At 66.7% G+C, this 14,024-nt stretch carries 12 protein-coding genes; 3 read left to right on the forward strand and 9 right to left on the reverse strand.

Features of this window, described 5'->3' with window-relative positions; translation table 11 throughout:
- Positions 1–18 precede the first annotated feature (18 nt).
- The 5 genes from WKW77_RS22515 to WKW77_RS22535 form a co-directional block, all read right to left on the reverse strand.
- A complete protein-coding gene (locus WKW77_RS22515; protein WP_340359100.1) occupies positions 19–666 on the reverse strand; it encodes a protein-methionine-sulfoxide reductase heme-binding subunit MsrQ in 648 nt (215 codons plus the stop codon).
- 13 nt (positions 667–679) lie between these two features.
- Complete coding sequence (gene msrP, locus WKW77_RS22520) at positions 680–1,678, reverse strand: protein-methionine-sulfoxide reductase catalytic subunit MsrP (RefSeq protein WP_340359101.1); 999 nt, start codon at positions 1,676–1,678, stop codon at positions 680–682.
- Positions 1,679–1,784: 106 nt separating this feature from the next.
- Positions 1,785–3,101, reverse strand: coding sequence for a c-type cytochrome biogenesis protein CcsB (ccsB, locus tag WKW77_RS22525; RefSeq protein WP_340359102.1), 1,317 nt, complete (start codon positions 3,099–3,101; stop codon positions 1,785–1,787).
- Positions 3,098–5,239, reverse strand: coding sequence for a cytochrome c biogenesis protein ResB (locus WKW77_RS22530; RefSeq protein ID WP_340359103.1), 2,142 nt, complete (start codon positions 5,237–5,239; stop codon positions 3,098–3,100). Before WKW77_RS22530 ends, ccsB begins: the two co-directional genes overlap by 4 nt.
- A gap of 105 nt (positions 5,240–5,344) precedes the next feature.
- Complete coding sequence (locus WKW77_RS22535) at positions 5,345–6,013, reverse strand: c-type cytochrome (RefSeq protein ID WP_340359104.1); 669 nt, start codon at positions 6,011–6,013, stop codon at positions 5,345–5,347.
- A gap of 70 nt (positions 6,014–6,083) precedes the next feature.
- Between WKW77_RS22535 and yihA the strand changes: the two genes are divergently transcribed.
- Together yihA and WKW77_RS22545 are read left to right on the forward strand one after the other, a co-directional pair.
- Positions 6,084–6,830 (forward strand): ribosome biogenesis GTP-binding protein YihA/YsxC, encoded by a 747-nt coding sequence (yihA, locus tag WKW77_RS22540; RefSeq protein ID WP_340359105.1) that lies wholly within the window; start codon positions 6,084–6,086, stop codon positions 6,828–6,830.
- Between the two features lie 70 nt (positions 6,831–6,900).
- Positions 6,901–7,812 (forward strand): alpha/beta fold hydrolase, encoded by a 912-nt coding sequence (locus WKW77_RS22545; RefSeq protein WP_340359106.1) that lies wholly within the window; start codon positions 6,901–6,903, stop codon positions 7,810–7,812.
- 106 nt (positions 7,813–7,918) lie between these two features.
- Here WKW77_RS22545 and WKW77_RS22550 read toward each other — a convergent pair whose 3' ends face one another.
- Together WKW77_RS22550 and WKW77_RS22555 are read right to left on the reverse strand one after the other, a co-directional pair.
- Positions 7,919–8,803 (reverse strand): LpxL/LpxP family acyltransferase, encoded by an 885-nt coding sequence (locus tag WKW77_RS22550; protein ID WP_340359107.1) that lies wholly within the window; start codon positions 8,801–8,803, stop codon positions 7,919–7,921.
- 55 nt (positions 8,804–8,858) lie between these two features.
- The gene (locus WKW77_RS22555; RefSeq protein ID WP_340359108.1) at positions 8,859–9,749 is read right to left on the reverse strand and encodes a lysophospholipid acyltransferase family protein; all 891 of its coding nucleotides are present in this window, start codon (positions 9,747–9,749) and stop codon (positions 8,859–8,861) included.
- A 179-nt stretch (positions 9,750–9,928) separates the two neighbouring features.
- Here WKW77_RS22555 and metK point away from each other — a divergent pair, with 179 nt between their 5' ends.
- On the forward strand, positions 9,929–11,110 hold the full coding sequence (gene metK / locus WKW77_RS22560) for a methionine adenosyltransferase (RefSeq protein WP_340359109.1): 1,182 nt from the start codon (positions 9,929–9,931) through the stop codon (positions 11,108–11,110).
- Positions 11,111–11,188: 78 nt separating this feature from the next.
- On the opposite strand, the gene WKW77_RS22565 is transcribed toward metK, so the two are convergent.
- Both WKW77_RS22565 and WKW77_RS22570 read right to left on the reverse strand, forming a co-directional pair.
- On the reverse strand, positions 11,189–11,821 hold the full coding sequence (locus WKW77_RS22565) for a phosphoribosyltransferase (RefSeq protein ID WP_340359110.1): 633 nt from the start codon (positions 11,819–11,821) through the stop codon (positions 11,189–11,191).
- 22 nt (positions 11,822–11,843) lie between these two features.
- Positions 11,844–13,955, reverse strand: a complete 2,112-nt coding sequence (locus WKW77_RS22570) for a TonB-dependent receptor domain-containing protein (RefSeq protein WP_340359111.1) — start codon at positions 13,953–13,955, stop codon at positions 11,844–11,846.
- Positions 13,956–14,024: the final 69 nt, after the last annotated feature.

Here is a 14,024-nt window from a genome sequence, read left to right on the forward strand (position 1 = left end):
TATCCCGAAGCGACCGGATCATTCGGTCGGCTGCGGCCGCACGCCGATCGGCCGTGCCGGCTGCTGCTTCTTCTTGCTGGCGAAGTTCCACACCCGCCATGCGAGCAGGACGCCGATGATCGCGGCATAGACGAAGACTTCGCTGAAGTTGTTCTTGCCGGCCCGCATCCAGAAGAAATGCAGCAGGCCCAGGCCCGCAATCAGGTAGACCAGCCGATGCAGCGCCTGCCAGCGCTTCGCGCCCAGCGCCTTGATCGCTCGATTGAATGACGTCGCAGCCAGCGGCGTGAGCAGCAGAAACCCGCTGAAACCGACCAGGATGAAGGGCCGCTTGGCAATGTCCTTGGCGATGTCCTGCAACTCGAAGCCCATGTCGAACCAGCTGTAGCTCAGCAGATGCACGACGACGTAGAAGTAGGCGAAGAGCCCCAGCATCCGGCGGAACCGCGCCAGCGCGTTGGTCTTGGTGGTGACTCGCAGCGGCGTCACGGCCAGCACGATGCAGATGAAGCGAAGCGTCCAGTCGCCTGTCGAGCGGATCAGGTGCTCCGCGGGATTCGCGCCGAGCCCGTCGGTCGCCGCCGCGTAGAACAGCCAGGCGAACGGCAGCAGGCAAAGCGCGAAGACCACCGGCTTGGCGGCCGGGTGCATCAGTAGCTTGTTCACGGCGAGGCCCGGATCAGTAGTACTTCTTCAGATCCATGCCAGCGTACAGCTGGCCGACCTGCGCCTCGTAGCCGTTGAACAGCAGCGTCTTGGTGCGCTTCGCGAAGAGGCCGGCGCCGTCGCCGATGCGGCGCTCGGTGGCCTGGCTCCAGCGCGGATGGTCGACGTTGGGGTTCACGTTCGAATAGAACCCATACTCGTTCGCCGCGGCCTTGTTCCACGCGGTGCCCGGTTCCTTCTCGACGAAGCGAATCTTGACGATCGACTTGCCGCTCTTGAAGCCGTACTTCCATGGCACCACGATGCGAACCGGCGCGCCGTTCTGATTGGGCAGGACCTCGCCGTACATGCCGAAGGTCAGCAGCGTGAGCGGGTGCATCGCCTCGTCCATGCGCAGGCCTTCGGTGTAGGGCCAGTCCAGGATGCGCGAGCCCACGTAGGGCATGGTCTTCGGGTCGGCCAAGGTGACGAACTCGACGTACTTGGCGCTGCCTTGCGGCTCCACCCGCTTGATCAGCTCGGCCAGCGAATAGCCCACCCAGGGGATCACCATCGACCAACCCTCCACGCAGCGCAGCCGGTAGATGCGCTCTTCCTGGGCGCTGAGCTTGATCAGGTCCTCGATGCCGAACTTGCCGGGCTTGTTGACCAGCCCTTCGACCTCCACCGTCCACGGACGGGTCTTGAGCGTGCCGGCGTTCTTGACCGGGTCGCCCTTGTCGGTCCCGAACTCGTAATAGTTGTTGTAGCTGGTGGCGTCCTTGTAGTCGCTCAGCTTTTCCATCGTCTGGGCGCCGGGGACGGCCGACTTGGCGCCATGGAGAGGCGGCAGCTTCCCGGGCGCGACGACCTGCGCGAGGGCTTCGCGCGATGCCCATGAGGCCATCGCAGCGCCGGCGACGCCGGTCGCCAGCCACTTGAGCATGTCGCGACGCCCTTCGTACACGCCACGCGGCGTGATGTCGCTCGAATCGGGATGAATGAAGCCGCTGTCGCGGGATTGAATCAGCATGGATCGCCTTTCACCAGAAACTGCCGTGCACGTATAGATTCGTTGCCAGCCTCGGTTTGGTTACGCGCGATCCGGATTCAGTTCACGCCGACTTGCCGCGCTCCGGCTAGAGCGTGCCGTAGCTGTGCAGGCCGCTGAGGAACATATTGACGCCCAGGAAGGCGAAAGTCGTGACCGCCAGCCCGCCCAGCGCCCACCAGGCTGCGACCGTCCCGCGCAGGCCCTTCACCAGACGCATGTGCAGCCAGGCCGCATAGTTGAGCCAGACGATCAGCGCCCAGGTTTCCTTCGGGTCCCAGCTCCAGTAGCCGCCCCATGCATCGGCCGCCCAGAGCGCGCCGAGCACCGTGGCGATGGTGAAGAAGGCGAAGCCGACGGTGATGGACTTGTACATCACGTCATCCAGCACCTCGTTGGATGGCAGGCGTGCCGCGATGCGACGACGTCCCACCAGGATGCCCGCGGCGATCAGCGCCGAGATGGCCGCATAACCCACCCAATAGCTTCCGCCGGCTTCCTGCACGCGCTGGCGGAACGCTACCGGCACGAAGCACAGTGCGACGCCGAGCAGCCAGATCGGCGTCAGCTTGTACCAGCGCGTTTCATTCGCCTGTTCCTTGATCAGGTAGGCGAACGCGACCATGGCCGAGAGCGAGAAGGTTCCGTAGCCGATGAAATTGGCCGGCACGTGCAGCTTCATCCACCAGCTTTGCAGCGCCGGCACCAGCGGCTGGATCTCGTGCGCATCGCGCACCAGCGTGTACCAGAGCAGGAAGCCGACCGCCGCGCTGACCACCAGCATGACGAAGGCGCCCAGCGCACGGGTGCGATAGCGCGATTCGAAGTAGAGATAGAACGCGGCCGTCAGCCAGCAGAAGAGGACGAACACCTCATAGAGATTGCTGACCGGAATGTGGCCGATGTCCGGACCGAGCTGATGGCTCTCGTACCAGCGGACCATCGTGCCGATCAGCGCCATGGTCACCGCTGCCCACGCGAGGCGCGAGCCGATGAGGTCCATGGTGTCGCCCTGCCTGCCGCCGAAGAATCCGATCCAGTAGAAGAGCGTGCTCATGAAGAAGAGCACGCTCATCCAGAGGATGGCCGACTGGCTCGAGAGGAAGTACTTGAGCCAGAACACCGAGTCGGCCCGGGCCAGGTCGCCCTCGTAGGACGCGATCGCAAGCAGCGACGCACCGGCCACCACGATCCCGAGCACGCGCAGCGGACGCCAGAACCAGCCGATCCAGATGGTCGCGGCCATGGCCGCGATCAGGATGGTCTTCTCGTAGTAGTCCATCGCGCCCGCATAGCGCGAGAACGCGAAGAGGCCGCCGGCCAGCACCAGCACGGCAAAGATCCAGTCGAACGCATTGCGCCGCGAAAGCCAGCTGTCGTTGAGTGTGAGGGTGGTCGTGGTCATGACGCGGTGTCTTTCCTGATGGCGAGCAGCCTGTCCTTGAGGTGCTCGAATTCGCGATCGCTGTCCATGGTCTTGCGGTTGACCGAGAAAGCCATGGTGGCCGCGGCGCCGTCCGCGGACGCGCCGTCCTTCGCGAGCCACACCCAGAGCCTGCGCTCGCGAACGTACAGCATGGCAAAAATGCCGACGATCAGCAACAGGCAGCCCAGATAGACGACGTTCTTGCCGGGGGCACGCGCGACCTGGAACACGCTGGCCTGCACGTGCTTGAAGTCCGTCATCATCATCGCGACCGGGGCCGGGTAGAAATGCGCGTCGCTGACAGCCAGCACGGCTTGCGTCAGATAGGCCTGCGTCTTTTCGTCGGCGGGCAGCGCCGCGAGGCCCGCCTTCTCGCGGCTCACATTGAGCACTTCGAAAAGCACGTCGTTGAGGATGCGCACCAGCACGGCGCCGGCGCGTTCGCGCTCGCTCTCCGGCACGTTGGCTTCCATGAATTCGGCAATGGCCTGCCAGCCGCCGGTGCTCACCGCGTCGGCCTTGGCGCGTTCGGCGCCTGCGAAGAGCGCGAGGGCGCGGCCTGCCGAGACACGAAGCTGCTCGGCCAGCTCGGGGCGCTTGGGATCGGCCACGCGCGCGATGTAGCGGTCGATGGCGCGCGAGCGTGCGGCGCCGTCTGCCAGCGTCTCGCGCATGCGCACGAAGTCGTCCATCGAGCCCTTGTCGTCGGCAGGAACGCGCAGGTACCGGAAAGGCTCGTCCGGCCGCTCGCGCACACCGAGCAGGAACACCGGCTGGCCGTCGCCGGTGTCGACGGGCACCATGTAGTTCTGGAATTCGCGCGCCTGCCCCGCCGCGTCGCGGAGCTTGTAGCCGATGCTGGGCCCGATGTTGCGCAGCACCTTCGGCTTGTTCGTCTTGTTGGCAGCCCCGAGTCGCGATTCGAGTTCGCCGCGAAGATCGACCTTGCGGACGTCGGCACCGCTGGTCATCGCGCCTGTCGCGCCCTCGCCGAAATTCTCGACATTGATCACACGCAGCGCGGAATATTCGAGCGTGAGCCGGTCGGTCCCATTGGTGATCTCGGTGCTGTTCCCGATCACGCCGTCGACCTCGAAGGGCTTGGCCGCGGCCGCCATCGGAACAGCCTTGAGCTTCACGCTCGAACCGCCATCGTCGAAGCTCGACTGATAGATCTCGATGCCCTTGTAGCTCGCCGGATGGTTGACCTCGATGCGCTCGGGGATCGCCTCGCCGGTCTCGCGGTCATGCAGCACCACCTCGCTCGCGAACAGCTTGGGCATGCCGGTCGAGTAGTAATCGACGATGAACTTCTTCAGCTCGATCGTGAACGGCAACTCCTGCAGCAACACACCGTCCGACTGGTTGAGGATCGCGATGCCCGACTGGGCGCCTTCCGGCACCAGGATGTTGCCGCGGAAGGTCGGGTTGCTCGGCGAGAGTCGGTGCTGGGGCGGCACGTCGGCGATCAGCCCGCCGCCCGTATAGACGCTCTTGCCGTTGAACCAGGTTTGCGCGCGCACGATCAGGTCGCCATCGAGCAGGCCGCCCAGGCACACCAGCACGATCGCACTGTGCGCCGCGATGTAGCCGAGCTTGTGCGCACCGCCCGCACGGGCCGCGACCATCCAGCCGTCACCCTCGCGATGCTGCAGCTTGACCTTCCAACCACCGCTGACCAGGAGCTGCCCGATGCGATGGGCCGCCACGTCCGGCGTCTCGGCAAGGACCGTTTCGGCGCGCTGCCCGAAGGCTCGCAGGCTCTGCGCGCGGATGCCTTCCTTGTAGGTGCGCAGGTCCGCGACGATGCGCGGCGTATTGCGTGCGATGCACAGCGAGGTGCTGATCACCAGAAAGGCCAGGATCAGCAGGAACCACCAGGCGCTGTAGATCGAATCGAGCCGCGCGGTTCTGAAAAGCTCGGCCCAGAACGGCCCGAACTGGTTGATGTAGTTGTTGATCGGTTCGTGCTGCTTGAGCACGGTGCCGATGATCGACGCGATGCATATGACGGTCAGCAGCGCGATCGCGAAGCGCATCGACGAGAGCAGTTCCACCGCCGCACGGGCCGCGCGCGGACCGTGGTGGACTCGAAGACCGTGGGTGTAGACCGACATAGGGAGCGAACTCTCGAAAAGCAAAAAGGCGGGCCATCCTCGCTGGATCGGCCCGCCTGTTTGGGGTTTGTTATCGGCGGTTAGTTCACGACGAACCGCGGGGATTCATCGCAGCCCGGCGATGTAGTCGGCCACGGCCTTGATCTCGCGGTCGCTGAGCTTGGCGGTCACGCCGGTCATCTGCGGCGAGTTCGAGCGGGCGCCGTCGCGGAACAGCGTGAGCTGCTGCACGGTGTAGTCGGCATGCTGGCCGCCCAGGCGCGGGTACTGCGACGGGATGCCTGCGCCGTCCGGGCTGTGGCAGCCGGCGCAGGCGGGGATCTGACGATCGGCCAGGCCGCCGCGGAAGATCTTCTCGCCGAGCGTGACGAGGTCCTTTTCCTTGGCGAAGCCGGTCTTGACCTTCTTCGAGCCCACGAACCATGCGATGTTGCGCATGTCTTCCTCGGACAGCGAGGCGACCATCGGCTTCATGATGGCGCTCTTGCGCTTGCCGGACTGGAAGTCCTGGAGCTGCTTGAAGATGTATTCGGGATGCTGTTGCGCCAGCTTGGGGTTGGTCGCGATCGCGGAGTTGCCGTCTGCGTTATGGCATGAGGCGCAGGCCGCGCCATTGGGGGGCGCCGTGGTGAAGAGGGCTTCGCCTTTCGCCGGGTCGGGCTTCTTGGCAGGCGCGGCGGCGGCCGGCTTTTCGGTTGGCTCGCCGGCTGCAAAGCTGACGTTGGCAACGGCGCTCAGAAGGGCCGCAAGCAGAAAATTGGCAAACAACTTCATATCGGGGGCTCGAATTTATGGCGCAAAACCCGGCGATTCTACAATGGCGCCCCGCTCCGAAAGCCCATCGATGACCACCCCGCCGCGCAAGCCGGCCACCCCCTCCCGCACGAAATCCGCCGTCGACCCGGCGCTGGCCGAACGCTTTCGGATCGCGCGCGGCTGGCTGCATACCGCGCATTTCCTCACCAGCGCCCCGCAGCTCGAGCACCTGCCGCAGCTCGACCTGCCGGAAATCGCCTTCGTCGGCCGCTCCAACGCTGGCAAGTCCACGGCGATCAACACGCTCACGCAGCAGACCCGCCTCGCCTTCGCGTCGAAAACACCTGGTCGGACGCAGCACATCAACCTGTTCGGCGTCGGCAAGCAGAAGGTCGACGACGCAGTGCTCGCCGACCTCCCCGGCTACGGCTACGCGGCCGTCCCGCGCGAAGCCAAGCTGCGCTGGCAGCGCGTGATGGGCAACTACCTGATGACGCGCGAGAACCTGCGCGGCGTCGTGCTGATGTGCGATCCCCGGCATGGCCTCACCGAACTCGACGAGATCCTGCTCGAAGTGATCCGGCCGCGGGTGGAACAGGGCCTCAAGTTCCTCGTCCTGCTCACCAAGGCCGACAAGCTCACTCGCTCGGAGGGCGCCAAGGTGCTGTCCATCGTGCGACTGCAAGCCGGCGGCGGCGAGGTCAAACTGTTCTCCGCGCTCAAGCAGCAGGGTGTCGACGAGGCGGCCGAGCTGCTGTGGCGCTGGGCCCATCCGGAGGATGGGGCGTCCCCGAGCGCAAGTCCGACCGCAGAAGACGCAGGCGAAGGCCCCTGAGCGCAGGGTGTCTCCCTGGCTTTCGCCGGATGGACTTGCACATCCACCAACGAGGCATGAAGGAGACACCGTGATCGAGACTTTCACCCGCGAGCTGCCCAACGGCATCACGCTCAGCTGTCGAGCCAAAGGCACGCCCGGGCGTCCGTTGATGGTGTTCCTGCACGGCTTTCCGGAGGCCGCATTCATCTGGGACGAGTTGCTCGACTACTTCGCGCGCCCCGAGAACGGCGGCTTCCGCTGCCTGGCGCCGAATCTGCGCGGATTCGAGAAGTCGAGCTCTCCTACCGAGGTGGCCGCGTACCGCCCGCACCTGCTCGTGCAGGACGTGGCCGAACTCGCGGCGAGCGAGAACGCGCAAGGCCGGATCGACGTACTCGTGGCCCACGACTGGGGCGGCGCATTCGGATGGGGCTACGCGAACCAGCATGCCGATCGACTCGGAAAGCTCGTCATCATCAATTCGCCGCACCCCGGCACCTTCGCGCGCGACCTGCAAAGCGACCCGGCGCAACAGGCAGCGAGTGCCTACATGAACTTCCTCGCTCGGCCCGACGCCGAAGCGCTGCTGTCCGAAGACGACTTCCGGCGCATGTGGACCTTCTTCGACCGGATGAAAGCCGGGCCCGACGGATTCGGCTGGTTGACCGACGCGGTCAAGGACCGGTATCGGGGGGTCTGGCGCGCGGGCCTGACCGGCGCCTGCAACCTCTACCGCGTCACGCCGCTCAAGCCCGCGATGCCCGGCCAGACCGCGCAGATCCCGGCGTTGCCGAGAGAGCGGCTGACGGTTGCCGCACCCACGCTGGTCCTGTGGGCGCTCGATGACGCAGCGTTGTTGCCGGGCCTCCTGGACGGCCTCGAAGACTATGTGCCCCGTCTCGAAGTCCAGAAGGTTCCGGGCGCGACCCACTGGATCGTGCACGAGCAACCGAACCTTGTCGCCGGCGAGATCAAGGCCTTCCTCGATCGGACCAGCTAACCCAATAACCAGAGACACCGTGGAACCGGCTCTGCCGGGCCACCGGTGTCGCTCCCGGCAGGGGGAAGGCGCGCGCGACACGAAGTGCGCGCAGCCTGGGGCGAGCTCAATACACGGGAGGTGCGCCCTCGGGGCGCGTCTTGAAGCGCCGGTGCACCCAGTAGTACTGCGAGGGCATGGTGTCGATGTAGCCCTGCAGCCGCTTGTTCATGAGGGCGGTGTCGGCGATCAGGTCGTCGGTCGGAAAGTCCTTCCAGGCCGGCAGCAGTTCGATCTCGTAGCCGTCCTCCGTGAACCTCGAAATCACCGGCACCACGCGCGCCCGACCCAGCCGGGCAAATCGTGAGAGCGACGGCATGGTCGCGGCCTGCACGCCGTAGAACGGTACGAACACGGTCTGGTCGCGCCCGAAATCCATGTCGGGGAGCAGGTACAGCACACCCCCCTTTCGCAGCCCCGCGACGATCGGCTTGATGCCGTCGACGCGATTCAGGGCCGTCACGTTGCCGAAGCGCCTGCGGCCCTCGCCGACCCATGCGTCGATCATCGGATCGCGCTGGGTCGTATAGATGGTGGTCGAGGGGCGCGGGGTGCGCATCGTGAGCGCTGTGGCCGCGGCATCCAGGGCGTAGAAGTGCGGCGCGAACAGGATGGTGGGCTCCTTGCCGTTGGTGAGCGCATCGATCTCGCTCGCCGACCCCACGACCTTCAGCCGCTTGGCCACCACCTGCTCGGGCGCGTGCCAGAGCCAGCTCCGGTCGAGGAACGACTGGGCGGCGTAGACGAAGGTCTCGCGCGCGATGCGCTTGCGCTCCTCGGCCGGCTTCCCGGGAAAGCACAAGGCGAGATTGGCATCGACGACGCGCCGGCGAGGTTTTGCGAGCACGTAGAGCAAGTTCCCCATCGCGGCGCCGAGCCCGCGCACCAGACGCAAGGGCACATGGGCCAGCGCCCGCATGAATCCGATGCCGAGCCTCGACGCCAGGCTCATTGGGCAACCTCCGCAAACCAGCGCTGCGGTATTCGCCTTGGGGCGGCCCGGCGCCTCATGCGGCGCCCTTCGGGCGGTCGGCCGTCACGACCTCTTCGCGCGGCTGCTTGTAGCGCGCGTAGTCCCAGACGTACTGTCCCGGAAGGCTGCGGATCAGCCGCTCGATGCCCTGGTTCATCGCGGTCGCGGCGGCCTCGGGCGTGGCCTTCGGATCGCTCATGGCCGTGCCGTCGAAGGGCTCGAAACGGATCGCATAGCCCGCGCCGCGCGGCAGCCGCTCGCACACGCCCAGGAAGACGCGGGCGCCGGTCTGCTGCGCCAGCCGGGGCAGCAGCGTCATCGTGTAGGCGGGACGACCGAAGAACGGCGCCCAGACGCCCTGCCCGAGCGGCGGCACCTGATCCGGCAGGATGCCGGTGTAGCCGCCGTTGCGCAGCGTGCGGATGAGGCCGCGCACGCCGGCCACGGTCGTGGGCAGGGTCTGCAGGCCCGGGCGGTCGCGCGAGCCGGCGATCAGGTCCGCCATGAACTGCTTGCGCGCGGGGCGGAAGAGCGCCGTGATGGGTCCGTAGGTCTCGAAGAACCGCTCGCCCACCGCCTGCCCGAAGGTCTCCCAGCTGCCCAGGTGCGGCGACACGAGAATCACGCCCTTTCGCGCCGCGAGCGCGGCCTCGAATGCCTCGATGCCGTCCCAGCGCACGATGTGCGGCAGCAGGCTCTGCCCCTGCGGCCGCGACCAGACCAGCGGAAGCTCCCCCACCATCTTGCCCGCCGCGGCAATCGCCGGGCGGTACTGCTGCGGCGTGAAGCCCGCCGCTTCGGCGTTTTCCTTGAACCGCCTGCGGTAATCCGGCGCCATCCACCAGACCAGCCATCCGATGCAGCCGCCGAGCGCATGCATCCAGGGCAGCGGCACGCGCGCGAGCAATCGGAACAAGGTGATCATCGAAGCTGGGGGTGAAAAGACGGCGCGCGCGCAACACAGACGCGGCTCGAATAGAATATGAATTGTCGCCGAGTTATGGAACTACTTGCAGGGCGACGTTAAACCCAACTGCTAAAGCGTTCGCCAAAGCTCCACGAGGCTGGCAACGCGCCAACCCACTTTTTCTGGAGTTTTCTCGAATGGCGAACGACTTTCTCTTCACCTCCGAATCGGTTTCCGAAGGCCATCCCGACAAGGTCGCCGACCAGATCTCGGACGCAATCCTCGACGCGATCTTTGCCGAGGACCCCCGCTCGCGCGTCGCCGCGGAGACGCTGACCAACACGGGCCTCGTCGTCCTGGCGGGTGAGATCACCACCAACGCGCACGTCGACTACATCCAGGTCGCACGCGACACCATCAAGCGCATCGGCTACGACAACACCGACTACGGCATCGACTACAAGGGCTGCGCGGTCATGGTCTGCTACGACAAGCAGTCCAACGACATCGCCCAGGGCGTGGACCACGCGAGCGACGACCACCTCAACACCGGCGCCGGCGACCAGGGCCTGATGTTCGGCTACGCCTGCGACGAGACGCCCGAGCTGATGCCCGCGCCGATCTACTACGCGCACCGCCTCGTCGAGCGCCAGGCCCAGCTGCGCAAGGACGGTCGCCTGCCCTTCCTGCGCCCGGACGCGAAGAGCCAGGTCACGATGCGCTACGTCGACGGCAAGCCGCACAGCATCGACACCGTGGTGCTCTCCACGCAGCACCACCCCGACCAGAGCGAGACGCCGACGAAGATGAAGTCCTCGTTCGTCGAAGCGGTCGTCGAGGAAATCATCAAGCCGGTGCTCCCCAAGGAGTGGCTGAAGGAAACCAAGTACCTGATCAACCCGACCGGCCGCTTCGTCATCGGCGGTCCGCAGGGCGATTGCGGTCTCACGGGCCGCAAGATCATCGTCGACACCTACGGCGGTGCCTGCCCGCACGGCGGCGGCGCGTTCTCGGGCAAGGACCCGAGCAAGGTCGACCGCTCGGCCGCTTACGCCGCGCGCTACGTCGCCAAGAACATCGTCGCCGCGGGCCTCGCGCGCCAGTGCCAGATCCAGGTCGCGTACGCGATCGGCGTGGCCCGCCCGATGAACGTGACCGTCTACACCGAAGGCACGGGCGTCATTTCCGACGAAAAGATCGCCGAGCTGGTGCAGGAGCACTTCGACCTGCGTCCGAAGGGCATCATCCAGATGCTCGACCTGCTGCGCCCGATCTACAGCAAGACTGCAGCCTACGGCCACTTCGGCCGCGAAGAGCCCGAGTTCACCTGGGAGCGCACCGACAAGGCTGCCCTCCTGCGCGCCGCCGCCGGTCTCTGACGCCATCCGCGTTCGGCCTCGTCGAACCCTGAAAAGCCTGTGGATGCTGCGGCATCTGCAGGCTTTTTTCTTTGAAGCTCAGGCACTGCCGGACAGCAGCCGGTCCACCTCTTCGTCGCTGGTCTGCGCAAAGTCCGCGTACCAGAGGCCCACCGCGCGAAAGTGCTCGGGCGTGAAGGGGCAGACCACCTCGTCGGCCAGCGCGCCCACGCTCTGGACGGCCTCGACCGAGGCCACCGGCACAGCGACCACGATCCGGGCCGGGTTGGCCGTTCGTGCCGCCTTGACCGCAGCGCTCATCGTCGCGCCGGTCGCCAGGCCGTCGTCGACGAGGATCAGAACGCGCCCCGCCATCTCGAGGGGCGGACGTCCGGCGCGATAGCGCCGTTCGCGCCGCTCCAACTCGGCCTGTTCGCGCGCCACGATGGCTTCGAGCTGCCGCTCGGACACCGGCCAGGCGCCCTCCGTCTCGCTCATCACGCGAATGCCGCCCGACGCGATGGCGCCCATCGCGAACTCTTCCTGGCCCGGAAAGCCCAGCTTGCGCACCACGAGCACGTCGAGCGGCGCGCCGAGCGCGTGCGCGACTTCCCAGGCGACCGGCACGCCACCGCGCGGCAGGGCCAGCACCAGTACATCGGACCGCCCGCGCCAGGCATCGAGTGCCCCGGCGAGCCGGCGGCCGGCATCACGCCGATCCTTGTATTGCATCCGAGCTCCTCGCGGCCGGAATTCAGAAGCGATAGGCCCCGCTCATCCCGACCGTCCAGTTGCGCCCCGGCGCCGGCTCGAAGTAGCGGGCATTCCCTTCGTTAACGATCACCGAGCCGATATAGCGCTTGTCGAACAGGTTGTCGATGCGCGCAAAGGCATTGAACTCCCAGCGATCCCAGCGCTTCAGGTAGCCGGCGAAAAGCGCAACCACACCATAGCCCGGCGCGCTGACCGTGTTGCGATCATTGGCTTCGATACTGGAGGCTGCGCGCAGCTCCGTGCCGGCGCGCCAGCCCTCCGGCGGCACCCAGCCGTAGGAGGCGAACAGCATCTGCGACGCGATGCCGGGGATGCGGTTGCCGGCGGGCACGAAGCTGCTGGCGGTGCAAGGCACAGTTCCGCAAAACGGGTCGCTGTAGCGCGCGTCGAGCCAGGTGTAGGCGACCTGCGTGCGCCAGTGGTTCTCGGTTTGGTGCTGCCAGGCCAGCTCGAAGCCTTCGCGCTTGGTCCGGCCCGCATTCTGGAAGGTCGCGCGGCCGCCGACGTTGGTGGCGGTCACGATCTCGTCGTCGGTGCGGGTTTCGAACACCGCGGCGGTCAGCAGGCCACCCGCGAGCCGCGCCTTGGCGCCCACCTCGACGCTGTCGTTGGTCGCGGGTTGCAGCGCGAAGTTCAGGCCGCTCTGGCCATCGGGCCGATAGGAGAGTTCGTTGAGCGTCGGCGTCTCGAAGCCCCGGCCCACGGAGGTGTAGAACGCCAGATCGCGCGAGGCTTCGTAGCGCAGCGAGGCCACCGGCAGTGTCTTTTCGTAGCCGGCACTGCCGCTGTCGTTCCGGTTCGCACCGACGATGTAGTGATCCTGCGAATCGAAATCGACCTTGCTGCGGCGCACGCCCATCTCGAGCGTCCACTGGTCGGCGAACTTCCAGTTGGCCTGCGCGTATGGGTCGACGTCGTGGACCTTGTTGATCTCGTTGCGGCGAAGGCGGCCCTGCACACCGAGGATCGGGTTCGCGACGCTGCCGATGTAGTTCTCGTAGCCGGTGCGGTGTTCGCGCAGGTCGTCGTAGCCGAGGCCGGCGACCAGTTCGAATGGCCGACCGGCCAGCGTCATCTGCGAGGTCCATCGCAGGTCGGCACCGCCATAGTCGCGATCGAGTCCGATCACGCCGCCGGCGCTCGTCGGGCTCAGCTGCGCCGAGGGCGGGATGGCCTGGAACTGCGTGGTCTTGCGCTCGCCGGTGTAGAGCATCAGCCGCAGCGCGTTCGCCGAGTCGATCCGGCGCTCGTACAGCAGGCCGCCCTGGGTCTGGTCCACCGTCTTGCGGGTGTTGAACTGCGTCGCGACCGCGGCGCTGCGCGGATTGAGCGCGTACTGGTCGGCCGTGAGCCCCAGCGGGTCCTGCGCATTGATGTTCACGCTGTTGGCGATCAGCGTGAGCCGGCTGCCGTCGTCGAGCGTGAAGCCCATCTTGCCGTTGACGATGTTGCGCTGCGCCTCGCTGTGGTCGCGCCAGCCGTCGGTGGAGAAATGGCTGCCGCTCAGCAGGTAGTCCACCGCGCCGGACGAGCCGCTCACTTGCGAGCTGATGCGGCTGGTGCCGAAGCTGCCGCCGGCCATCGAGAAGCCGAGCCGCGGCGGCCCCTCGCCCGTCTCGGTGAACGTCTGCACCACGCCTCCTGACGAGTTGCCGTAGAGCGCGGAGAAAGGCCCGCGCATCACCTCGACGCGATCGAGCGAGCCGATGTCGATGTTGGAGGTCTGCCCCTGGCCGTCCGGCATGGTCGCGGGAATGCCGTCGACGTAGAGCCGCACGCCGCGCACGCCGAAGGTCGAGCGCGCGCCGAAGCCGCGGATCGACAGCTGGAGGTCCTGCGCATAGTTCTGCCGGTTCTGGATCTGCAGTCCCGGCACCGGCCCGAGGCCTTCCGAGAGGTTCACGCCGAGGCGGCTCTCGCGGATGTCCTCGCCCTCCACCCGGTCGACCGATCCGGCCACGTCGAAAGCCGGCGCCGGACCGCGCGGGGTGGTGACGATGACTTCGCTCAGCGTCGGCGCCTCGACCTGAGCCCAGACCGCCGGCGGTGCTGCAAACAGAAGACAGGCCGACGCGGCGAGGGTTCTTTTCATCGCCGCGATTCTGCGGTGACGCGCCGCGTCGCGATGGGAGGACTGACCCTAGGGACGCGCCGGCCAGCG

This window comes from Variovorax ureilyticus (assembly GCF_037889935.1).
Lineage (GTDB): Bacteria > Pseudomonadota > Gammaproteobacteria > Burkholderiales > Burkholderiaceae_C > Variovorax > Variovorax ureilyticus.